The sequence below is a fragment of the Flavobacterium pygoscelis genome (assembly GCF_023162025.1).
GTDB lineage: Bacteria > Bacteroidota > Bacteroidia > Flavobacteriales > Flavobacteriaceae > Flavobacterium > Flavobacterium pygoscelis.
In genome coordinates this window covers 1-23,650 of the sequence record NZ_JALNUB010000014.1, presented here as the reverse complement: position 1 = coordinate 23,650, position 23,650 = coordinate 1, and the positions used below count along the sequence as shown (strand labels likewise).

Sequence of the window (23,650 nt, the reverse complement as noted above, 5' to 3'; positions counted from 1 at the left end):
GACCATAAATAGCTGGTTCCACCGCTTGCTGTTAAAGTCGTATTTGGAGTGTTACAACTCAAAGCCAATCCGTTATCCGATGCAATAGTGGCAATAGGAAGAGTATTATCAAGCGTAGTATTTACCGAAGCAGTCGATGAACAAACATTAGCATTTTTTACCGTTACCGAAAATGTTCCCGCAGTTGTAACAATAATGGAAGCAGTTGTTGCTCCGTTTGACCATAAATAGCTGGTTCCACCACTTGCTGTTAAAGTCGTATTTGGAGTGGTACAACTCAAAGCCAATCCGTTATCTGATGCAATAGCGGCAATAGGAAGAGTATTATCAAGCGTAGTATTTACCGAAGCAGTCGATGAACAAACATTAGCATTTTTTACCGTTACCGAGAATGTTCCCGCAGTTGAAACCGTAATAGCAGGAGTTGTTGCTCCGTTCGACCATAAATAGCTGGTTCCACCGCTAGCTGTTAAAGTCGTATTTGGAGTCGTGCAACTCAAAGCCAGTCCGTTATCCGATGCAATAGCGGCAATAGGTAATGCATTTACAGAAACTACTATTGGTACTTTTGATCCTATACAGGAAGTTGTTTTTCCTTCGGCTACATAATAAGTATATTGTCCTAAAGTAGTAGTTAAGGGTGTTATACTTGTTTTTGGAGTTCCAGTAAGAGAATCAAAATAATATATAGTATAAGTTGGTGAAGTATGGCCAGCTGAAAAACTAGCTGTCAATGGTACTGCAGGACTATTTATGCAGTATTCAACATTGGTAACTTTAGGAGTGGAGTTAACTACATAACCAAACCATACTTTTTTATTAGGATCACTTGGAATTGGAGTAACTATTATACTACCTAAATTACAATACAAATTATATAAGATACTGTTAGAAAGATAATTTATATCTGGTACTACAGTATAATTTTGATTAACCTCTAAAGCTGTGCTTCCATTAATTTCGAAATATTTGCTATTTCCCGGTATTAACTTAACGGCATTTTCTTTAGTAACAACAGTTCCAACACTATTTATAGGCTCTCCTGCATCGTTTACGGTATAGTAAATAATTTCTATAGATCCTTTTCCACCGCTGACTTTAGGTACTGTAAAATTGGTTGGTGTTTCTTGATGTGTATTCGTATTACCGTTTACATCTGTATAATCCATAAATGTTTTTTCATTTGCATCATAAAGAATAGTTGGATCGGTATTCGGTGCCATTGTAACAAAATAATACATATTGTCTCCCAATTCAGAAACAGTACCTATATTCCATGTTATTTTCCATTTTACGATGTTACTATTTCCACTTGCGGGATTGTCAGGATCATTTAAAACAAAACCGTTATTACTAAAATTTACACTTCCTTTTGATACTACAACATTTCCAGTAGTGATGGGCAAAACAGTATAGGTTGGTGTAACATTGGCAGATAAAAGTATAAACGTACTCATTGGGTCTGTTAAAACAGCATTAGTCGCAGCGTACGAAATATTTGATCTTATTTGAGAATAAATATTAGATATATTACTAGAATTTGCTGGAAAATAGCCTTTGTTTTGAGAACCCATTAAGGTACTTTCTGCAGCTCCGTTTGCTGGGACTTCAAAACCAATGGTATAAATATCTGCACCATCGCTAATAATCTTTTTAGCTTCATATATCGTTGGTATACCATGATTTCCCGCATTGAAGGTTTTATTGCCACAAGTTGTAGTAAATAAGGTGAAATTAAAATTGTTTCCATCACCAACAACATTGGTATAAATACTTGATGCAACTTTTAAATAATTATTTTCATAATCACTTCTTGAAATATTGAAATTAGATATACTGCCACATCCTACAGTAAAAGCAGGTGGTGCTATATTAGAATTATAACTATAAGTAGGGTCACCATCTGACAATAATATCACCACTTTTTTATCAGCAGTGCTTGATTCTACTAAAAGTCTGGCCGCATAAAAACCTCCTTGAATATTTGTACCACCATTGGCAACAATTGCGTCAATGGCTGTGTTTAATGAAGATGTATTATTGGTAAATACTTGATCGATTTGTGGGTTTCCTGTTGTACCTCCAGAAGCAGGATTTAATGTTACAATTGCTATTCTTATATCGGTAGAACCATTTAGTAATTGGTTAACAAATGTTTTTGCCGCCTCTTTAGCACTATTTATTTTGGTACCGTTCATACTCCCAGAATCATCAATAACTAAAATTACATCGGTAGATTTAGGAATGTTTTTTCCTTCAACCATAAGATTAATTTTCCATTTTCCGCTTTCTACCGCTTCAGCAGTTTTTTCAATATGAACGGCACCTGGATTTGGCCATTCTAGAGAATTAGTTGATGCGAGTGATCTCAAGGCGAATGTGTCTGATTTGAGTTTTTTACTACCAATAGCTGCAGGTAAAGTAAAAGGGGCTACTTGACCAATTAGTACTGGTCCACCAAGTTTGTCTGGATCTTGTTGAGCATATAAAGTACTAACAAATAAAAAAAATGTCAGTACAAAAACAGTAATTTTAGTTTTCATAGAGTTAATTTTAAACTTTTAATAGGTAATTTTTTAGGATTGTTTGTACCCTATTTTCTTTCACAAAAGTGTACAAGCATCTGAAACCAATACAAAAGAAATTTTTAAGATTTCTTAAATACAGTGTATTAGGAATCGGTTTTACTACTTGAGAAGTAATAAAACTGTCAATAAGTTGAGAAACAAAACTGTAATTTTGAACGAGGTCCTTTATTTAAAAGACTGAAATCAGAATTGAATTATCTAAAGTGTAAATCATTTAACTAATTTCCTTCATTAGGTTTAGAAAAATATTTTTTTTAAATACTTCCAAATCAATTTAATCTTATTGGCTAGGTTGTGTTAGGATAGTTTTTAATAAAGGAATTATTTAAATTATGCCTATTTCTTATTTTCCTAATCATAATCTTATTTCTCAGTGATTGGATAGTAAAGAATATTTGAGAAAGATCATGATTAAAAACTTTTAATGTTCTATTTGTAAGAGACATTAAATGCTGAGGTTTGAAAACTAAATACTGAAACTTTCGTTTGTTTTTATTGGAGTCTTTTTGTGGTTTTAAATACCTAGAGCTTCTAATTAATTCCATGTTCTCTATAGGAAAATAGCTTGAAAACCATTTTTCAAAGAAAATAAATAACATGAAGTAAGTAGGAATATTATTTTTTAATTGAGTAAAAGATATATTCATAATTTTATAATTTAAGGTTTTTACTTTTTTTCTAAATAAATTGTTTTTTTAAGAAATAGTAACTAATGATTTTTATGCAAAAACATATTAAAAAGTCATTTGTAAAAATTCAATTTTGATTGCATCTTAATGACAATAAAAAAAGTAATAGTTCGTGTTGTTATTGAATTGTTGGTGGAAAACAAGTCAAATTATTTATACAACAATAATATTTAATTAGAGTCTAATCATCTGTTTAGTAGCTAATTAATTATAAATTTATTAAAATAGATGAGTTGTTGATTTTAAAATCTACAAACAACTTAAATACTCGTTAAAAGGTTCTTTTTTTTAAGTTTTTTTATAATTTAGAAAAAAAACAGGGCTTTTTAGTTTGTAAATTAAGATTTATTTATATGTTTTTAACACAATGTTCTTGAATATTATATTTTATAGTCGACTATGTCTGATTTCTTGTTATCTTTAAAATATGCATTTATAAAAATTAAAAGTTAAAAGAAAATCAGTTTGTATTTATGTTTTGTAAATTGTATCTGAATATTTTAATTTTCTATTAATTGGAAATAAAATTTTATCTATATGAAAAACTTAATATTAGTTAGACATGCAAAATCAAGTTGGGAAGTTCCGATGCATGATAAAGATCGAGGTTTGACTTCTCAAGGTATAAAAGACGCTCACTTAGTTTCAAATTATATTAAGGATTTCATTCCTAAAACATATATTATTTGGAGTAGCTCAGCAAAAAGAGCTACTAATACAGCAATGATTTTTGCTCAAAATATAGCCTATCCTGTAGAAAGTATCATTTACAAAGACGACCTTTATACTTTTGACGATAATAAACTCGAGGAACTTATAAAATCATGTACAAATAGTTGCGAAAATGTTATTCTTTTTGGTCATAACGGGGCAATTACAGATTTTGTTAATAAATTTGGGGATGAATTTATAGAAAATGTTCCTACATCGGGTTTTGTATATTTGAAATTTGAAACAGATAATTGGAAAAAAATAAAAAAAGGTAAAACAAAAAAAATAATATTTCCCAAAAATCTAAGATGAATAAAGTGTTAGAATATAAATACATTGATAGAGAAAAAAGTTGGTTAGCATTTAATGCCAGAGTACTTCAAGAAGCTGGTGATACAACGGTTCCATTATTAGAAAGATTACGTTTCTTAGGAATTTTTTCTAATAATTTAGATGAGTTTTTTAGAGTTCGTTTTGCAGCAATTAGACGTTTAAGCCTTTCTGGAATTTCAGGAGAAAAGTATTTAAGAGGAATCTCGGCTCAACAATTAGTAAAAGATATTACCGAAATTGTTATTCAGCAGCAATCAGAAAGTTTACGAATTTTAAACATTATCGAAAGCGAACTAGAAACAAAAAATATATTTATTATAACAGAAGCTGACATTACTATTGAACAAGAAATTTTTCTTAAAGATTTTTTTATTCAAAAAGTAAGCCCTGAATTAGTAACGATTATTTTAAATGATTTAGCAGAATTTCCTGTTTTAAAGGATACTTCTGGCTATTTAGCTGTAAAATTGGTAATGAATCAAGATGCAGAAGTGCGTTATGCAGTTATCGAAATTCCTAAAGCAATTAATCGTTTTGTTGTTTTACCTTCTAATAATGAAAAACAATATATCATACTTTTAGACGATGTTATTAGACACAATCTAGAAAATATATTCAATATTTTTGATTATCAAAGTGTTTCGGCGCACATGATAAAAATTACTAGAGATGCTCAATTGGATATCGACAGTGATTTAAGTAAAAGTATGATCGAAAAAATATCACTAAGTGTAAAAGACAGACGAATAGGGGAGCCGGTACGTTTTATTTATGATCAATTAATCGAAGAAGATACATTACAATTTTTTCTAGAAAAGATGAAAATCGTTTCTACAGATAGTATTATACCTGGCGGAAGATATCACAATAGAAGAGATTACATGAGTTTTCCTAACCTAGGTCGATATGATTTGCTATATGAGACAAATGTTCCATTACCTATTCCAGGATTAAGTCTAGAGGGTAGCATATTAGAAAAAATTAGTGAAAAAGATTATTTGCTAAATGCACCTTATCAATCTTTTTCTTATTTAACTAAGTTTTTGCGAGAAGCAGCTTTAGATCCTAAAGTGATTTCAATTAAAATCACATTGTATCGATTGGCCAAAAATTCTCAGATTATTAGTTCTCTTATAAATGCTGCCAAAAACGGAAAAAAAGTAACAGTTCAAATAGAATTGCAAGCCAGTTTTGATGAAGCATCAAATATTTCTTATGCTGAACAAATGCAGTTGGAAGGAATTGAATTGATTTTTGGTATAAAAGGACTAAAAGTGCACAGTAAAATATGTGTAATAGAGAGAACTGAAAACGATAAAGTAAAAAGATATGGATTTGTATCGACAGGAAATTTTAATGAATCTACTGCTAAAATTTATACTGATGTTACTCTTTTTACCAGTCACCAACAAATTCTTAAAGATATTGTAAAGATATTTGATTTTTTTGATGTCAATTATAGAGTGCACCGTTACAAGCATCTAATTGTCTCACCACATTACACCAGAACGCGATTTATAAAATTAATTGATAGAGAAATTACACATGCCTTGGCGGGAAGAAAAACTCAAATTAAATTAAAAATGAATAGCTTGTCTGATTATGAAATGATTGATAAGTTATATGAAGCTAGTAAAGCTGGAGTTAAAATTCGTTTGCAAATTAGGGGAATTTGCTCTTTAATTCCAGGGATTCCCGGTATGAGTGAAAATATTGAAGCGATAAGTATTGTAGATCATTATTTAGAACATTCGAGAGTTTATATTTTTGGTAACGCGGGACAAACAGAAGTTTATATTTCATCTGCTGATTTTATGACACGAAACATAGATGGACGTGTCGAAGTAACTTGTCCTATTTATGATCAAGGTATAAAAAATGAACTTATAGACAATTTTGATATTGGTTGGAAAGGAAATGTAAAAGTACGTATGCATTCTCATAAGTTAGATAATAAATACAAAGCTCGAAATCATAATCCTATTTTTAGAGCTCAATTTGAGACTTATAGATATTATGCCAATAAACTTAATGCTGCTACGCAAAAAGAACAAATTCTATAACTATCTGCTAAATTGTGATGATGTGTTATGGTACTAAGAAATAAACCAATTGAAAGAACATGATTAAAATAAAGAAATATGCTGCCATAGATATTGGTTCTAATGCCATGCGTTTACTAATCGTAAATATTGTGGAGCAAGAAGGTAAAGAGCCTCAATTTAACAAGAGCTCCTTAGTTCGTGTTCCTATTAGATTGGGGCAGGAAGCTTTTACCGTAGGAGAAATTTCAGAAGAGAATATCGAGAGAATGTGCGATGCTATGAAAGCTTTTAATCTTTTGATGAAAGTTCATAAAGTAGAACGATATATGGCTTTTGCAACCTCAGCGATGCGTGAAGCTTATAATGGAAAAGAAGTTGTAGCCATCATTAAGAAAAAAGCAGATATAAAAATAGAAATTATTGATGGTAAGAAAGAAGCCGCTATTATTGCATCAACAGATTTACATCACTTATTAAAGACGGATCAAACCTATCTTTTTGTAGATGTTGGTGGTGGTAGTACTGAGTTTACCGTATTTTCAAATGGTAAAATTATAAACTCAAGATCTTTTAAAGCAGGAACTGTTCGCTTATTAAATGACATGGTTTGCGATGTGGTTTGGGAAGAAATTGAAAAGTGGATTAAAGCTAATACACAAGACTATGAAGAAGTTACATTAATCGGTTCTGGAGGAAATATCAATAAGTTGTTCAAAATGTCGGGCAAATTACAAGCCAAACCGCTGTCCTATATTTATGTGAATTCTCAATATGCGTTTTTAAATTCACTTTCTTACGAACAAAGGATTTCTGAATTGGGATTGAATCCTGATCGTGCCGATGTAATTATTCCAGCCACAAGAATATACCTAAATGCGATGAAATGGAGTGGTGCAAGAAATATTTATGTGCCTAAAATTGGGCTTTCTGACGGAATTGTAAAAGCGATGTATTTCAACAAAATATAATTTTTTTCTAAGCATCTATATCTAATCCAAATGTTGTTCGTAAGAGTTCAATATTTGGATTTATTTCATGTAGTCTGTTGTAACGGTCTTGATCGTTAAAACTTCTTTTGTTTTCCACAGCTTCATTTACAGTTATTTCTATAGTAATGTCATGATTGTGTAAATGCCCTTTTAAATGCCCTAAAAGACCGTTTAATTCCTTTTCAAAATCTAATTTAGAACCTTCATTTGGTAACTCTAATGTTATTGCGGTTCCATTAAGTTTGGGATCGTTAATTAATAATAAAGATTCCATAATTTTGTATCCTTTGTCTCCTAAACGCTGGGCGTATTTATTCCATTGCAACAACATTTCTGTTTCGGTAAAAGGTTCGGTAGGCAAATGGGTTGCTTCTTTTACAATTCCTTTACTGCTTTCTTCCAATGCTTTTTTCGCACGAATACTAGCTAGTGAAAAGGCAGAAACTTTTGGTGCAGAAGATTCTGAATTACTATCTTCTAGGATTGGTTTTGAAATAGGATTTGATTTTAAAGCAGGCGCTACTGTATCAATTTCTGTTTTCAATAAAGCAGATTCATTTACTGCTTTTTGTTTTTCGGGTACGGTATTGGTATCAACTATAGAATAATCATTTTTTCTATAATAGGTAGGTGGAATTATAAATTGCTCAACTTTTTTTTTTCTCCATCAAAGGTGATAGAGGCAAGCTGCATTAAACATAATTCTACAAGAAGTCGCTGGTTTTGACTCAACTTATATTTTAAATCGCAATCATTGGCAATTTCAATTCCTTTTAATAAAAATGTTGGATTGCATTTTTGTGCTTGAACTCCATACATTTGTTGGGCTTGTTCTCCTACCTCTAATAACGATAGCGTAGAAGGTGTTTTAGAAACTAATAAATCTCTAAAATGAGAAGCTAATCCGGAAACAAAATGATGAGCATCAAAACCTTTTGCCAATATTTCATTGAAAGCCATCAATAATTCTGGAATTTTATTTTCCAAAATCAATTCGGTAATATTGATGTAGGTTTCATAATCCAACACATTCAAGTTTTCTGTTACTGCTTGGCGTGTTAAATTTTTACCACAAAAAGAAACTACTCGATCAAAAATAGATAAAGCATCTCTCATTGCGCCATCAGCTTTTTGAGCAATTATGTGCAACGCATCATCTTCAAAAATAACACCTTGACTTGTTGCTACTTCTGCTAAATGTTCTTTGGCATCTTTTACCGTAATTCTTTTAAAATCAAATATTTGACAACGAGATAAAATCGTTGGAATAATTTTGTGTTTTTCAGTAGTTGCTAAAATAAAAATAGCGTGTTTTGGCGGCTCTTCTAATGTTTTCAAGAAAGCATTAAAAGCTGCTGAAGATAACATATGAACCTCATCAATGATGTACACCTTATATTGCCCCGTTTGTGGTGGAATGCGAACTTGATCTATTAAGCTTCGGATGTCATCAACAGAGTTGTTAGAAGCGGCATCTAGTTCAAATACATTGAAAGCAAAATCTTCGTTTGGATCATCGTAACCCGGTTGATTTATTTTTCGGGCTAAAATTCGTGCACAAGTTGTTTTACCAACGCCGCGAGGTCCTGTGAATAGTAATGCAGAAGCAAGATGATTGCTTTCTATGGCATTTAGTAAAGTATTGGTAATTGCTTTTTGTCCAACAACATCTTTAAATGTTTGAGGACGATATTTACGTGCCGATACTACAAATTGTTCCATAGGATTTTTATTCGAAAGCAAATATAAGCTTTAATTTAAAGATGGAAAAATTTAAATATTGAAAGATTTTATATTAGCTAAAGCGTCTTTGTAGTAGCTAAATTATAGCCCAGATAAAAGTGAAAATCCTTAATTGCTAGCCCTGGAGTTTTGGGATAGTAATTAAGATTGTAACGTATAGCTGGAAATAGCTCCATAAAAAGAGCAGATGAAATTTTGTTTGCAGATTTTTATTCGGCTCTACCTTTGATAGTTATGTCAATTAAAATACGTGCAGCATTATTTTCAGAATTGGCAGAAAAACCAGTTACAAAAACTCCTTTTTTACCCGATTTAGACTTAATGCCATAAACAGTAGCTTCATCATCTGGATTGCTATCTCCTTCATAACGGTATATGTGCTGAATTTCGCAGTGATCTGGATTTGTGGTTATTTCGCTATCGTCGATGTTAAAATCAAAATTAAATCCCATTTCGGAGAGTTCTTCTAATGCTTGAGAAACGGTGGTGTAGTGATACATATTAGACATAGTGATATTATTTAAACGTTCATTATAAAGATAACTGATTTATGGCTAAGTGGTTGCAAAATTCATGTTAAAGTAGATTGGTTTAAAATGTTATGAGAAGAGAAAAATAGTGTAAATTTGCGACACAGACCGCCTTATCGCCACGTTATATACGTGGAGGAAAGTCCGGACACCAAAGGGAAGCATAGCGGGTAACACCCGTCGGTTCGCCACGGCGAATTAGGACAAGTGCAACAGAAAGTATGTACAGGTAATGCTGTAGTGAAACCAGGTAAACTCTATGCGGTGAAATATCAAGTATATCAGCATTTAAGGGCTTCTCGTCCGTTGTTGAAGGGTAGATAGCTTGAGTCACATAGTAATATGTGATCTAGATAAATGATAAGGCTCCAATTTATTGGAGACAGAATCCGGCTTATAGGTCTGTTTTTTTTTATTTAAATGTATTTGTGTCTAGCTATAGAATTGCAAATTAAATTTAAACTTTAGCTAAATTATTTTGATTCAATAAAGATCTGTTTTTGTAATTGGTGGATTTTTTGCAATTGACAAAATTTTTTTTAAACTACAAAAAACAAAATTATTCTATTGTCATTGATTTTAGTTTTGTTCTATAGGCTTCTAATGCAACAGACTTTGATATAAAACCGTAATATTTATCATTTTTAAGAACGGGCAAAAATGCGACTTTAGATTTTTCAAATTTATTCATCACTGTTTCCATACTTTCATCAGGAGTAACAATTTCGCTAAGAGGTAGCATTATGTCTTTTATTTTTGTGTATTTGACTCTATAAGTGTTAAATATTATTTCTCTTATCGTATTAAAATGTACAATTCCAACCAAATCATTTTCAGTGTTTACAACAGCAAATATAACTTGCGTAGAATGCGAGATTAAATCGACTAATTTTTCTAAATTTTCGTCTGCAGTAACGGTAAGAAAATCGGTCTGTATGATTGAATTAGTTTCGAGTGTAGAAAGTACATTAGAATCTTTATTACTAGTAAACGCATGTCCTTTTTGAGCCAATGTTTTTACATCAATCGAGTGTTTTTCAAAACGACGCGATATTGCAAAACTTATTGAGGAAACAATCATTAAAGGAATCATTAAACTATATCCTCCTGTAATTTCGGCAATTAAGAATATGGCAGTTAGCGGAGCATGAAATAAACCACTCAAAATACCCGCCATTCCAACAAGTGTAAAGTTACTAATGGGTAATTTTGCTAATCCTATTAGATTTATAAATTTAGAAAAGAAAAATCCAAGATAAGATCCTAGAAATAATGAAGGTGCAAAATTTCCACCATTTCCACCACTTCCTATAGTGATACCGCTGGCGAAAACCTTTAGCATCATTGTAAATCCTACAAATAGTAGAAGTGCCCAACTGTTGTTTTGAAAACTACTAAATATGGTGTTTTCTAAAAATTTTCCAGAATCACTGTCTGCTAATGTTTTGATGCTTTCGTAACCTTCTCCAAAAAGTGTGGGAAACATAAAGATAAGAATCGCTAAAATAGAAGATCCAAATAAAGCCTTTTTGTAAGGTGAAAGTTTCATGCTGGAAAAAAAATGTTCTACTCTCTGAAAATTACGAGAATAATAAACGGACATTAATCCGGTACAAATTCCTAAGAGTATATAAAAAATTATATTATGATAATCAAAGTCTTCTTGTTTTTTAAAGGAGAGTAATATGGTCTCATCTAAAGCGACTACAGACACTAGCGCTCCAGTAGCTGCTGCAATCATAATGGGTGTAAATGCTGCAATACTTACATCTACTAGCAATACTTCTATAGCAAACAAAACTCCTGCAATTGGAGCGTTAAATGCTGCGGCAATACCAGCAGCAACTCCGCATCCTATTAACAAGGTTCTATCTTTATACGATAATTTATATTTTTGAGCATAGTTGGAACCAAATGCTGCACCCGTAATAACAATTGGACTTTCTAAACCTGCAGATCCTCCTAAGCCAACAGTTAAGGAGCTGGTTATAATTTGAGCATACATTTGTTTTTTTGGAATTATGCTGGCTTTTTTAGCAACTGCATACAAAATTTGTGAAGTTCCCTTTTGTATCGTTCCACCCAAAACTCTTTTTACTACAAACACCGTTAACATTATTCCAATAATAGGTAAAATACTATTGATAAATCCCAGTTTTGAAATGCTACTCACATAGGTAGCAAATGAAAAAACCCAATGTGCAAAAGTTTTTAATACGATTACGGCCAAAGCAGATGAAATACCGACTAATACAGCTGATAGAAATATAAATTGCTTAGGCGTTAATATGGATTGCGCAATGGCAATTATAATTTGTAATTTAGAAATATATTTTTTGAACATTATGATTTTTTAATGGGACTGCAAAATTAGTATTATTTTAAATTGTTCTTATATTTTTTTAATACATGTTTATAAATCCTAGTTTTAAAAATAGTTCTAATGCATTTCAATTGTTGAGTTCAGTAATTTTGTATTTAAACAAAACGGTCTAAAAACCAACCGCTTTGTTATCTCCTCTTCGGTCTGCACCACCTTCTAATTTTCCGTTTGGTAAAACTAAAACAGCATCAACTTGACCTATTATTTCTTTGTCTTTTTCATTAATGATATAAGACTTTTTCTTTAAATTTTCTAAAACTTCTTTAGAGAACGAGTTAGGTTCAAAAGTGATTTCATCAGGCAACCATTGGTGATGAAAACGAGGAGCATTGACTGCTTCCTGCATACTTAATCCAAATTCATATACATTCAAGATGGTTTGTAAAACAGAAGTGATAATAGTAGAACCTCCAGGAGTTCCAACGACCATATATAATTTACCATCTTTTTCTACAATAGTGGGTGTCATCGAACTTAACATTCTTTTCTCAGGAGCAATACTATTAGCCTCGCTTCCTGTTAATCCATACAAATTAGGAACTCCAGGTTTAGCACTAAAATCATCCATTTGATTGTTCAAGAAAAAACCTAATTCATCACAATACAATTTAGAACCATAATTATCATTTAATGTTGTGGTAGCAGAAATAGCGTTCCCTGCAGCATCAACTATAGAGTAATGTGTGGTTTGGTTACTCTCGTATCCTTTAATTTCACCTGCTGCGATATCTGATGATTTAGAAGCTGCGTCAAATGAAAAATCTTTCATTCTTTTTTCTAAATAGGAAGGGCTTAATAATTCTTTAATAGGCAGTTTTACAAAATCAGGATCACCCAAATAAAAATTTCTATCTGCATAAGCTCTTCGTTCAGCTTCTGTAATAACTTGTATTGTTTTTAAACTATTATGTCCCATTTGCGATAGGTTATAAGGCTCTATCATTTTCATGATTTGATTCAGGCAAATTCCACCACTACTAGGAGGAGACATAGAGGTGATTTTTAATTTTTTATATTGAAAGGTAATTGGAGTACGCCATTTGGCCTGGTATTTTTGAAAATCTTCTAGAGTCGCATTTCCTCCTTTTTTCGCTAAAAATGCTACAAGTTTTTGTGCCGTTTCGCCACTATAAAATTCATCACGACCATTTTTAGCAATGCGTTGCAATGTTGCTGCTAATGCTGTGTATTTTATGGTGTCATTTTCTTTGTAAACTTTAGAGAATAAACTATTTCTTCCGTTTCTTTTGATAAAAGTTTCTCTATTATTATTTAAACTTTCTGCTTGATGTTTAGTGATAATTACCCCTCTTTCTGCTAGCGCAATTACAGGTTTTAATATTTCACTCATAGGTAAAGAGCCATATTTTTTATGTACTTCAAATATTCCTGCGATAGTTCCAGGAATTCCAGAGGCTAGAGCTGTTTGGGTACTTTTTCCTTCGATTACATTGCCGTTTTTATCCAAAAACATATCTTTTGAGGCAGCCATTGGCGCTTTCTCTCTATAATCAATACTTCCTGTTTCACCATTAGCTTTTCTAAAAACCATAAAACCGCCACCACCAATATTTCCAGCCTGAGGATGCGCTACAGCCAATGCTAGTTCAGTAGCAACCATTGCATCAAATGCATTACCTCCTTTTTTCATGATAGCTACCCCGATTTCTGAAGCTTCTTCACGTGCTGAAACTACCATAGCTTTGTTACTTACCAAGCCTGTTGGTGTTACTGTTTTCTCATTGGATTTACAGCTTAAAAAAGCTAAGGCAATTAAGAGTATAAACTTATTCATAAGGTTTTTAATTTTTCGTTCGAAAATAATATTAATTCTTTAAAAAAACGAGTGAATTCATCTTCAAATTCGGAATAAAATTCAGTAAGATCTTGTGTTCCAAATCGCATGTTAGATTGATTTTTAGTGCGCCGATCCATTTGGGTCAAAATATGATTTATTCCTTCAACTGTTTGATAACTAACAAGCCAATTTTCTTGGAATAAAGTGGGCATTATTCGCAACACTCTTTCTGATAGTAGGTTTTTGTTTTCTTCTAAAGATTTATAAAAATGAGCTACAAAATCATCTAATTTTTCATTAGAGTAATTCTTCCAATTTTTGGCTAAAAAATGATCGTATAATACATCAACAACTACCCCTGCATAATGATGGTAATTTTCGTGAAGTCGTTTGGTACTTTGCCTAAAAATTGGATGTGCATCTGTAAAAGTATCAATAGCACGGTGAAGGATAATCCCTTTCTGAATTTCTAAAGGATAAGTCTCAAATTGTTTTCCGCGTATTCCATCGGCCATAAAGTTGCCAATTTTCAGTAAATCGTTATCACCAGAAAGATATATATGGGCTAAAAAATTCATTCGCCTAAATTAGGGTTTTTTATCCTATTTTTTAAATTCTAAGTGACTTTTATACTTCTTCAATTCTTATATTTGTAAATATTTAAATTTTTTTAGAACAAATTAAACCGTATTAAATGACATTAATAAAATCAATATCAGGGATTCGTGGAACAATAGGAGGAACAGTAGGAGATAATCTAACTCCTGTTGATGCTGTTAAATTTGCATCTGCCTACGGAACCTGGCTTAAACAATATAGTGGAAAAGAAAAATTAACAGTTGTAGTAGGTCGTGATGCTCGTATTTCTGGGCCAATGATTCATAATCTAGTAGTAAATACGCTAATTGGTTTAGGAATTGATGTAATTGATTTAGGCCTTTCTACTACGCCAACCGTTGAGGTAGCTGTACCCATTGAAAATGCAGATGGTGGAATTATTCTTACCGCTTCTCATAATCCTAAACAATGGAATGCTTTAAAATTACTAAACGAAAAAGGCGAATTTTTGGATGGCGATCAAGGATTAAAAATTCTAGAAATTGCAGAAGCAGAAGCGTTTCATTTTTCAGAAGTGGATCATTTAGGAGAAATAATGATTAATGATGCTTATATGGACATACATATTGATGAGGTGTTGAACCTAGCACTAGTTGATGTTGATGCTGTAAAAGCAGCCAAATTTAAAGTGGTTGTTGATGGTGTAAATTCTTCGGGCGGAATTATAATTCCTAGATTACTAGAGTTAATGGGTGTAGAAGTAATAGAACTTTATTGCGAACCTAACGGACATTTTCCTCATAATCCAGAACCTTTAAAAGAACATTTAACTGATATTTCTGAACTTGTCGTTAAAGAAGGCGCTCATTTAGGAATTGTAGTAGATCCAGATGTGGATCGTTTGGCATTTATTTGTGAAGACGGAGAAATGTTTGGAGAAGAATATACTTTAGTTGCTTGTGCAGATTATGTGTTAAGTAAAACACCGGGGAATACAGTATCTAATATGTCCTCTTCACGTGCTTTGCGCGATGTTACTAATAAGCACAAAGGAAGTTACGAGGCGAGTGCTGTTGGTGAAGTGAATGTTGTAAAATTAATGAAAACCAATAATGCTGTAATTGGTGGTGAAGGAAACGGCGGAATTATATATCCTGAATTGCATTACGGAAGGGATAGCTTGGTGGGAGTTGCATTATTTTTAACCCATTTAGCCAACAAAAAAATGAGTGTTTCTGCTCTCCGTGCTTCTTATCCTGAATATTACATGAGCAAAAATAAGATTGAATTAACACCACAAATTGATGTTGATGCTATTCTTGTTGCAATGACAGAAAAGTATAAAAATGAAGATATTACCACTATTGACGGTGTGAAAATTGATTTCGAAGAAAATTGGGTTCACTTGAGAAAATCAAATACAGAACCTATTATCCGAATCTATACTGAAGCATCTACTCAAGAAAAAGCTGATGGTTTAGCTTTTCGTATTATTGATGAAATAAAAGCGATTGCGGGTATTTAACTCACTTTAATCTCGACAAATAAAACCTTTCAAAATATTTTTTGGAAGGTTTTTTTATTTCTAAATTCCTTATAAATAGTTTTGCTTTTAAGAACTGTAGTTTAATCTTATATTTAAATCATAAAAGGAGTATTTATCTTGTGATTTTGGTCTCCATAATCCAAAGAAAACAAAGATTCTTTACTATTAACAAAAGTTGAAAATGACTATTTGAGAAAAATCAATACCTTTGAGGTCTAATTAAATATATAATGATTACCAAAACAGCAACTACAGCTTTAGAACAATATTTTCAACAATTTCGCAAAAACATAATTGGAATAGATCAGGATTTTGAATCTCCATACGGTTCAAAAAAAATTGTTTATACAGATTGGACAGCAAGTGGTCGCTTGTATCGCCCAATTGAAGAAAAATTAATGAATGAATTTGGTCCTTTCGTTGCTAACACACATACAGAAACTACTATTTCGGGTACTGCAATGACAAAAGCGTATCATACAGCACGTCATATCATTAAGAATCATGTAAATGCCAATAGCGATGATGTTTTGATTACTGATGGCACAGGAATGACTGGAGTTGTCAATAAATTTCAGCGAATTTTAGGTTTAAAAGTACCTGAAAATTTAAAAAACTTTATTACCATTCCTGCCGAAAAAAAACCAATTGTTTTTATTTCACACATGGAACATCATTCTAATCAAACTTCCTGGTTAGAGACAATAGCAGATGTTGAAGTAATTCCTTCTTCTGAGGATGGTTTGTTTAGTATTGAAAATTTAGAAATATTATTAGATAAATATAAAGAACGCCCTTTTAAAATTGCCTCTATTACTTCTTGTTCAAATGTTACCGGAATTAGAACTCCCTATCATGATGTTGCCAAAATGATGCATCAACATAACGGACTTTGTTTTGTAGATTTTGCTTGTTCTGGTCCTTATGTAAGTATCGATATGCATCCAAAAGATCCAGAAAGTTATTTAGATGCAATTTTCTTTTCGCCACACAAATTTTTAGGAGGTCCTGGTACAAGTGGTGTTTTAATTTTTAATAAAAAGTTATATCAAAATTTAGTACCGGATAATCCCGGAGGCGGAACGGTAAGTTGGACTAATCCTTGGGGAGAACATAAATATATAGATAATATCGAGGATAGAGAAGATGGTGGAACTCCAGGTTTTCTTCAAGTGATTAAAACCGCATTAGCCATTCAGTTGAAAGATCAAATGGGTATTGATAATATCTTAAAAAGAGAACACGAAATTGTTGATTATATTTTCTCTGAGTTAGGAAATATATCTAATATAAAAATACTTGCAGGACAGCATCAGGATAGATTAGGTGTAATATCTTTCTTTGTAGAGGATTTGCATTTTAATTTAGGGGTAAAATTATTAAATGATAAATTTGGAATTCAAACACGTGGAGGATGCAGTTGTGCTGGAACTTATGGTCATTTTTTACTACATGTAGATCAAGAAACTTCTAGTAAATTGATTGATGAAATTACATTAGGTGATTTGATTAGAAAACCAGGTTGGATTAGAATGTCTATTCACCCTACGACAACTACTGAGGAAATAGAATATGTTTGTCAAGGTATTAAATCCTTAGCAGAAAATCATAAAACATGGGCATTGGATTACGATTATAACTCTAATACCAATGAGTTTATCAATAAAAAAGCGAAGCCTCTAGAAGATGAATTGGTTAAAAATTGGTACTCTCTTTAATAATTTGATTGTTAAAAATAAAAAAAAACACTAAGTCTATTTTTTTAGATTTAGTGTTTTTTTTATTTTACTAATAAGTTTATCTTCTGTGTTTCCATCGTTTGTGCGTCCAGAAATAATATTCTGGAGCCTCTAGAATTTGTTTTTCAACTTCTCTTAAAAAAATATCTGTAATTTTAAAATCAGGAATAGATCTCGGGTTGTCAGTAATTGGGATGAAGGTAGCTTCATAGAAACCTCTTTTTACCTTTTTTACTTTAACAAAAAGTACATTTAAATCATATTTTTTAGATAGCATTTCAGCTCCAGTATGAACGGGAACTTCTATTCCCATAAATTTATCCCAATGAAAAGCTCTGTTCATTTTTGGAGATTGATCGCTAGCAAGACCATACATAGCTAGAACACCATTTTTTTCATTCTCGGCCATTAATGGGATTGTCTTTTTAGTTTCTACTAATTCAGCATCGTATTTAGAGCGTATATTGCGAATGAGTTTATCAAAATATTTATTAGCAATTTTTTTATAAACACCTATTCCTTTAAATTTTGTTTTTGCATTTATAGATAACAACCACTCCCAGCTAGCGTAGTGAGAGGCTAATAAGACAGTGCTTTTTCCTTTATCTTCATATTCTTTAACCAATTCAATATTTGTAATATGAAATCTTTTGTTCATTTCTTCTGAAGAAATCGACATGGTTTTAATCATCTCTAAAAATAAATCGCACAAGTGATGATATGATTTTTTTTCAATAATAAGTCGCTCCTTATCGCTTAAATGGGGTAAAGCTAAAGCCAAATTTTCTTTAACTGTTTTCTTTCTGTAACCGATCACGTAATAAACGAGTAAGTAAATAAAATCAGAGAACCAATAAAATATTCTAAAAGGGAGTATGGAGATAATCCATAAAAGCGGGAAGGCTAAGAGGAAAATAAGAAGTTGCATGCCGTTATTTTTTATGCAAATATAAGTCAAAAATCTAGACTGATATTAATTTTGAGTAGTTACTCTGTGCGTATTTGAGAATGACTATATTTACAACACACAATAAACATACTTTATGAATACCCTTTTGATAGCAATTATTATTGTAAATGTTTTGATTAGTTATAAAGGTTTTAACGACCTTTCTTTTTTTAGAAAATATGAGTTTCATGTAGGAAGTATTAGAGCAGGAGAACAAATAAGAATGTTATCCTCTGGTTTTCTGCATGTTGATATAACGCATCTGATTTTTAACATGATGACACTGTTCTTTTTTGCTCCAGTGGTCATTAATTTAATGGGTAGTTTTTCATTTGTTTTAATTTATTTTGGAAGTTTGATATTTGGAAGCTTACTCACCATGGCATTTCATAAAGAGGATTATGGTTACAGAGCTGTAGGAGCGTCGGGAGCTGTAACGGGAGTTTTATATTCTGCAATATTATTGCAACCAGATATGATGCTCGGAATATTTTTTATTATTCCTATGCCAGCGTATCTTTTTGGAATACTTTATTTACTCTATTCTATTTATGGTATGAGAGCAAAAAATGATAATATTGGTCATACAGCCCATTTTGGCGGTGCAGTAGGAGGCTATTTAATCACATTGATAAAACAACCTTCTTTACTTGTCGATCATACTTTGATGGTGGTTTTATTAGCGATTCCTATTGTAATTCTTTTTGTAATGCAAAAGGCAGGAAAACTATAATTGGCATAACTTTTGAAAAGGAATTAGTACAAACACTAAAATTATAAAAAAATGAAAAAAGCACTATTTATATTGTCTATATTATTCGTAACGATGTCATATGGTCAAGAAGTAAAACAGATTCCACAAATCAATGTAAGCGGAGAAGGTAAAATTAAGGTAGTTCCAGATGAAGCAACGATTGCTGTTACTGTTGAAACAAAAGGCAACAACGCCAAAGATGTAAAGAAACAGAATGACGAAAAAATTGACGCTGTTTTGAAATATATTAAAAAAATGAATTTGGCTCCTGCAGATTATAAAACACAACGCGTTTCATTAAATCCTCAATATGATTATGAAAAAAAGAAACACAGTTATAATGCTACGCAAACTATTGAGATCTTATTAAGAGACTTGAGTAAGTATGATGAGTTAATGGGAGGTTTAGTTGATAATGGTATTAACAGAATTGATACTGTAACATTTCAATCTTCTAAAATGGCTCAATATGAATCTGAGGCTAGAAAATTAGCGATGAAAGAAGCGAAAATGAAAGCACAAGATTATGTTTCGGTTTTAGGACAAAAAATAGGACGTGCGATGACCATATCTGATAATTCTCAGACGAATTACCCGCAACCCAGATATGCAGCAATGAAAATGATGGAAAGTAGCGATATGAGTGCTCCAAGAGAAACACTTGCAGTAGGAGAAATAAATATTACCGCTAATGTTACTGTTAGTTTTATTTTAGAATAGCAATCAATCACTAAAATTACATTTAAATTATTAAATGTTTATATACAGCAAAAAAGAGAAATTGGGTAATAGATATATAAACTATTATCCAATTTCTCTTTTTTATTATTTAAAATCCAAGTACTGCTTTATTCTATTAAATGGAGTACTCCAAATGAGGATGGGGTATGAAAATTTGGGGTTTCAGTTTCTGGATTTACCCAAGAAATCCAAACGGGTTCAAAAATTGATTTTTCTTTTTCGTTATATTTAGCTCTAAACAATCCAGTTTCAATTTTATTATCATTAATTAAATGAAGCATTTTAAGTGAGAGGATGCTAATGACTCCTTCGATAGTAAAACTGCTATCATCAATAGAGGATTTTACCGCCATATTATTTTGTGGCCAGTTCCAATCAAAGTCGAATTTTTTATTAGGATAGGCTACAAAATCCATTATTCTTGAAGCAGTATCAATTTCCAAACAATAGTATGGATTCATTGCATGATTAGATCTAAAAAAAAGTTCTACACGATCCGAACTTCCTATGCTATGAATGCTATCATCTTTTCTATCAATGTGTATCATAGTGTCCGATACTGTAAAACAAAAAAATAAATTCTCACGATCCCAAACTGCTTTAAATTCAATTTTTGATGGTTTTTCAGAATCCCAAGGAGAACAAAAATCAGTTAAGACTTGGGCGTTTTTCCATAACGTATTATCACCTTTACCTGTAATTTCAAGTAAATTTTCCTCGACTAAATGTACTTCGTAATTCTTTAATTCTTTAGCCATATTTATTTTTTGAGTTGTTATATGCTTTTATTAATATTATTTAAAAACCTTCGCAGGATTACCAAATTTAGTCATTATAGACTTCATTTTATAACAAACTCAAAATGATTTACAAGTATTTTATAAATCTTATAATAATAGGCAAAGCAATAGAAAAGCTGTTTTATAAAAATTAATAAAAATGATTTTATATTTGAAAAATTACTCTAATAGTATAATCTAAAATCAAGAGCTTTACAGGCCTCATAAAATTTCTGATGCAATTCTTCTACGATTGTTACTAAATCAAATTCTTCTTGACATAAACTAAAAAACACTTTGTCTAAATGAATGCTACTAATATTATTAAAAGTAGCTCCGTAGCCTGAAATTGCTCTGGCTCCAGTTACGTCTAGAAAGTATTGTGCTTCTTCTGAACTTAAATCTAGAATTTTTTCATTGGCAAAATGAACAATTTTTCCTTTCATTTTTCCCTCAAAAAGTTCCGCAATCTCTTCTAAACTATAAAAATAATCATGTATGCAGATAGAATTTTCTTGACCTTGCATTACTAAATATATGATTTCATAATCTTTAAAATTGTGATCGTCATAAAGTAACGCACCCAAACTCTCCTCAAGTCCTTCTATCGTATCACAATTTTTATAAATGCTAGATACACCATGATTTAAAGCAAGTTCTTCTAAATGTTTCACTATTTCTGTGCTATTTTGAACTTCTACATCAGCAACAGCTTCGAGGCAAAAAATAAATTTATCTTGGTCCATTTTCTTTTTTTACAGATTTTACAGTACTTACAAAAATATGTTTTTAGGTTTATAAAAACTTTTAAGAAGTTCAGTTTTGGGAAAATATTCGCATTTTAATAGAAGCGAACACTTTTTAACAAATTAGTAAAAAGAAATTTCAGTTATCCTATTTATAGTCAAACAGTAATTCTTTAAATCTAATTTAAAAAAATATTGATTGAAAATTTTGTAATCTTATATGCAATAAAGGTCTGAATTTTAAAATTTTAAACTTTAGTTTTAAAAACAAGTACAAAACATACTTTTTCTTTTGTAAATTAGCATAAACCTTAATACTATTATTAATTAATAAAGACTATTATGAAAAATCTTGGTGTGTTTTGTTTATTGTTCTCTTGTGTTATTTTTGGAAGTTGTAAAAATAATCAAAGTGAAAAAATTCCTGTAGCAGCTCCAGAAGAAGCGCCTGTAAAGGTTGAGTGTTATACAGCACTTTACGAAAAAGATACAATAGCATTGAAAATGAATACTTTTAAAGATGGACACATAACGGGAAACATGGATATGGTTATGGCAAATACACCTAAGTATGTTGGTGAAGTTGCTGGAGAATTTCGTGGTGATACACTTTTTGTTAGTTACACTTACATTCAAGGGAATAATAAAGAGACTACTTTTAAAAACCCTATGGCTTTCTTAAAGCGTGACAATCAACTTATTTTAGGAAACGGAAAAATAGAAGTTACATTAGGTGCTGGTCATTTTGTTTCCGGCGAACCAATAGATTTTGATCGCGTAAAATACAAACTCAATCCAGTAGATTGTGTGACTAAATAAATTTATAATAGAAAGGGAGAGTAATTTCCCTTTTTTTATTTTAAAAACGATTCGATTTAAAATATAAATAACAATTTATTTTTGATTTAAAAATTACTTTTGTTTAAACAAATATCATATCATTAATGAAAATCTTGCTTGTTGAAGATGAAATAGAAATGCAGAAAAGCATTAGCCATTACTTAGGATTAGAGAAAAATAGAGTAGAGGTGGCAAATGATTTTAATTCTGCTTTTGAAAAAATACAAGTGTATGAATATGATTGCGTTTTACTAGATATCACTTTGCCGAACGGAAACGGATTAGACTTAATAAAAGCGATAAAAAATAAAAGATCAAAAACAGGAATTATCATCATTTCTGCTAAAAATTCCTTTGATGATAAAATTGATGGTCTTAATTTAGGAGCAGACGATTACTTGCCAAAACCCTTTTATTTACCAGAATTAAATGCGAGGATAAAAGCATTGATTAGACGTAATAATTTTGATGGTGAGGCTGCAATAATTGTCAATGAAATTAAATTATACCCTGAGGAAAGAAAAGTGTTAATCAACGAAAAACCACTGAACTTGACATCAAAAGAGTTTGATATATTAGTTTATTTCATCGCTAATAAAAATAGAGTAATTCAAAAAAGTGCTATTGTAGAGCATTTATGGGGCGATAATGCCGATCAGTTTGACAATTTTGATTTTATTTACAATCATGTAAAAAATTTAAGAAAGAAATTATTGACGGCCAATTGTACAGATTATATTCAATCAATATACGGGATTGGTTACAGTTTTAAAACAGAATTATGAAGCTACTCACCAAAACCAGTCGGTATTATATCTTGTATACGATTCCGGTAATTTTATTTTCTTCTTTGTTCATTTATTTTTTTCTTTTAAATGAAATTGGTGAAAGTAATCAGTCTTTATTGTTGACTAGAGTTAAAGTAATTGAAAACCATTTAGCTAAAGGAAATAGTTCGGTTTTAACTGTTTTTGAAGCTAATAATGAAGTTTATGTTCAAGAAATTGACAAAAATAAAATCATCCCGCAAACCGTTAAAGATACTTTGATGTATTCTGATATTGATAAAGAATACATTTCGAACAAAATGATTGAAGTTAATAAAATCATTAACGGAAAAAATTATCATATCAAAGTTTGGAAAAGTAATATTGAACTTGATGAGTTAATGGAGGTTGTATTTGTTGTC

At 31.2% G+C, this 23,650-nt stretch carries 20 protein-coding genes and 1 other RNA gene; 11 read left to right on the top strand and 10 right to left on the bottom strand.

What is annotated here, in order from left to right:
• The coding region (locus tag MW871_RS15270) for a vWA domain-containing protein (protein ID WP_248429292.1) at positions 1-2,543 on the bottom strand (2,543 nt) is incomplete at its 3' end.
• A 1,271-nt stretch (positions 2,544-3,814) separates the two neighbouring features.
• Between MW871_RS15270 and MW871_RS15265 the strand changes: the two genes are divergently transcribed.
• Genes MW871_RS15265 through MW871_RS15255 form a run of 3 tightly spaced genes read left to right on the top strand, consistent with a single transcriptional unit; the run spans position 3,815 to position 7,334 of the window.
• Complete coding sequence (locus MW871_RS15265) at positions 3,815-4,300, top strand: SixA phosphatase family protein (protein ID WP_188050856.1); 486 nt, start codon at positions 3,815-3,817, stop codon at positions 4,298-4,300.
• Positions 4,297-6,384 (top strand): polyphosphate kinase 1, encoded by a 2,088-nt coding sequence (ppk1, locus tag MW871_RS15260; RefSeq protein WP_223151098.1) that lies wholly within the window; start codon positions 4,297-4,299, stop codon positions 6,382-6,384. The genes MW871_RS15265 and ppk1 overlap by 4 nt, the downstream gene beginning before the upstream one ends.
• Before the next feature lie 59 nt (positions 6,385-6,443).
• Positions 6,444-7,334, top strand: coding sequence for a Ppx/GppA phosphatase family protein (locus MW871_RS15255; RefSeq protein WP_188050855.1), 891 nt, complete (start codon positions 6,444-6,446; stop codon positions 7,332-7,334).
• 7 nt (positions 7,335-7,341) lie between these two features.
• On the opposite strand, the gene MW871_RS15250 is transcribed toward MW871_RS15255, so the two are convergent.
• From MW871_RS15250 to MW871_RS15240, 3 genes are all read right to left on the bottom strand, one after another.
• Positions 7,342-7,899 (bottom strand): DNA polymerase III subunit gamma/tau, encoded by a 558-nt coding sequence (locus MW871_RS15250; protein WP_248429018.1) that lies wholly within the window; start codon positions 7,897-7,899, stop codon positions 7,342-7,344.
• A 92-nt stretch (positions 7,900-7,991) separates the two neighbouring features.
• A complete protein-coding gene (dnaX, locus tag MW871_RS15245; RefSeq protein ID WP_248429019.1) occupies positions 7,992-9,077 on the bottom strand; it encodes a DNA polymerase III subunit gamma/tau in 1,086 nt (361 codons plus the stop codon).
• Positions 9,078-9,307: 230 nt separating this feature from the next.
• Positions 9,308-9,607 carry a hypothetical protein gene (locus tag MW871_RS15240; RefSeq protein WP_248429020.1) on the bottom strand — a complete coding sequence of 100 codons (300 nt, stop codon included), beginning with the start codon at positions 9,605-9,607 and terminating at the stop codon, positions 9,308-9,310.
• A gap of 121 nt (positions 9,608-9,728) precedes the next feature.
• Between MW871_RS15240 and rnpB the strand changes: the two genes are divergently transcribed.
• Positions 9,729-10,041, top strand: an RNA gene (rnpB, locus tag MW871_RS15235) — RNase P RNA component class A.
• Between the two features lie 146 nt (positions 10,042-10,187).
• Here the strand turns inward: rnpB and MW871_RS15230 are convergent.
• The 3 genes from MW871_RS15230 to MW871_RS15220 all read right to left on the bottom strand — a co-directional run bounded on the left by MW871_RS15230 (position 10,188) and on the right by MW871_RS15220 (position 14,387).
• On the bottom strand, positions 10,188-11,972 hold the full coding sequence (locus tag MW871_RS15230) for a chloride channel protein (RefSeq protein ID WP_188050852.1): 1,785 nt from the start codon (positions 11,970-11,972) through the stop codon (positions 10,188-10,190).
• Between the two features lie 148 nt (positions 11,973-12,120).
• The gene (ggt, locus tag MW871_RS15225; protein ID WP_248429021.1) at positions 12,121-13,806 is read right to left on the bottom strand and encodes a gamma-glutamyltransferase; all 1,686 of its coding nucleotides are present in this window, start codon (positions 13,804-13,806) and stop codon (positions 12,121-12,123) included.
• Complete coding sequence (locus MW871_RS15220; RefSeq protein ID WP_248429022.1) at positions 13,803-14,387, bottom strand: acyl carrier protein phosphodiesterase; 585 nt, start codon at positions 14,385-14,387, stop codon at positions 13,803-13,805. Before MW871_RS15220 ends, ggt begins: the two co-directional genes overlap by 4 nt.
• Positions 14,388-14,503: 116 nt before the next feature.
• On the opposite strand from MW871_RS15220, the gene glmM reads away from it, so the two are divergent.
• Entirely contained in the window at positions 14,504-15,892 is a 1,389-nt protein-coding gene (gene glmM, locus MW871_RS15215; protein WP_248429023.1) for a phosphoglucosamine mutase, read from the top strand.
• Positions 15,893-16,143: 251 nt separating this feature from the next.
• Entirely contained in the window at positions 16,144-17,631 is a 1,488-nt protein-coding gene (locus MW871_RS15210) for an aminotransferase class V-fold PLP-dependent enzyme (RefSeq protein WP_248429024.1), read from the top strand.
• Positions 17,632-17,710: 79 nt separating this feature from the next.
• On the opposite strand, the gene MW871_RS15205 is transcribed toward MW871_RS15210, so the two are convergent.
• Entirely contained in the window at positions 17,711-18,580 is an 870-nt protein-coding gene (locus MW871_RS15205; protein WP_210645901.1) for a lysophospholipid acyltransferase family protein, read from the bottom strand.
• 115 nt (positions 18,581-18,695) lie between these two features.
• Between MW871_RS15205 and MW871_RS15200 the strand changes: the two genes are divergently transcribed.
• On the top strand, positions 18,696-19,334 hold the full coding sequence (locus MW871_RS15200) for a rhomboid family intramembrane serine protease (protein ID WP_248429025.1): 639 nt from the start codon (positions 18,696-18,698) through the stop codon (positions 19,332-19,334).
• Positions 19,335-19,385: 51 nt separating this feature from the next.
• Positions 19,386-20,075 (top strand): SIMPL domain-containing protein, encoded by a 690-nt coding sequence (locus MW871_RS15195; protein WP_210645903.1) that lies wholly within the window; start codon positions 19,386-19,388, stop codon positions 20,073-20,075.
• 128 nt (positions 20,076-20,203) lie between these two features.
• On the opposite strand, the gene MW871_RS15190 is transcribed toward MW871_RS15195, so the two are convergent.
• Positions 20,204-20,854 (bottom strand): sugar-binding protein, encoded by a 651-nt coding sequence (locus tag MW871_RS15190; protein WP_248429026.1) that lies wholly within the window; start codon positions 20,852-20,854, stop codon positions 20,204-20,206.
• Between the two features lie 206 nt (positions 20,855-21,060).
• Positions 21,061-21,621, bottom strand: a complete 561-nt coding sequence (locus tag MW871_RS15185; protein WP_248429027.1) for a DUF6642 family protein — start codon at positions 21,619-21,621, stop codon at positions 21,061-21,063.
• A 342-nt stretch (positions 21,622-21,963) separates the two neighbouring features.
• Here MW871_RS15185 and MW871_RS15180 point away from each other — a divergent pair, with 342 nt between their 5' ends.
• From MW871_RS15180 to MW871_RS15170, 3 genes are all read left to right on the top strand, one after another.
• Positions 21,964-22,440, top strand: coding sequence for a hypothetical protein (locus MW871_RS15180; protein ID WP_248429028.1), 477 nt, complete (start codon positions 21,964-21,966; stop codon positions 22,438-22,440).
• Between the two features lie 125 nt (positions 22,441-22,565).
• Positions 22,566-23,246 carry a response regulator transcription factor gene (locus tag MW871_RS15175; protein WP_210645906.1) on the top strand — a complete coding sequence of 227 codons (681 nt, stop codon included), beginning with the start codon at positions 22,566-22,568 and terminating at the stop codon, positions 23,244-23,246.
• On the top strand, positions 23,243-23,650 hold a 408-nt coding region (locus tag MW871_RS15170; RefSeq protein ID WP_248429288.1), incomplete at its 3' end, for a hypothetical protein. The genes MW871_RS15175 and MW871_RS15170, both read left to right, overlap by 4 nt.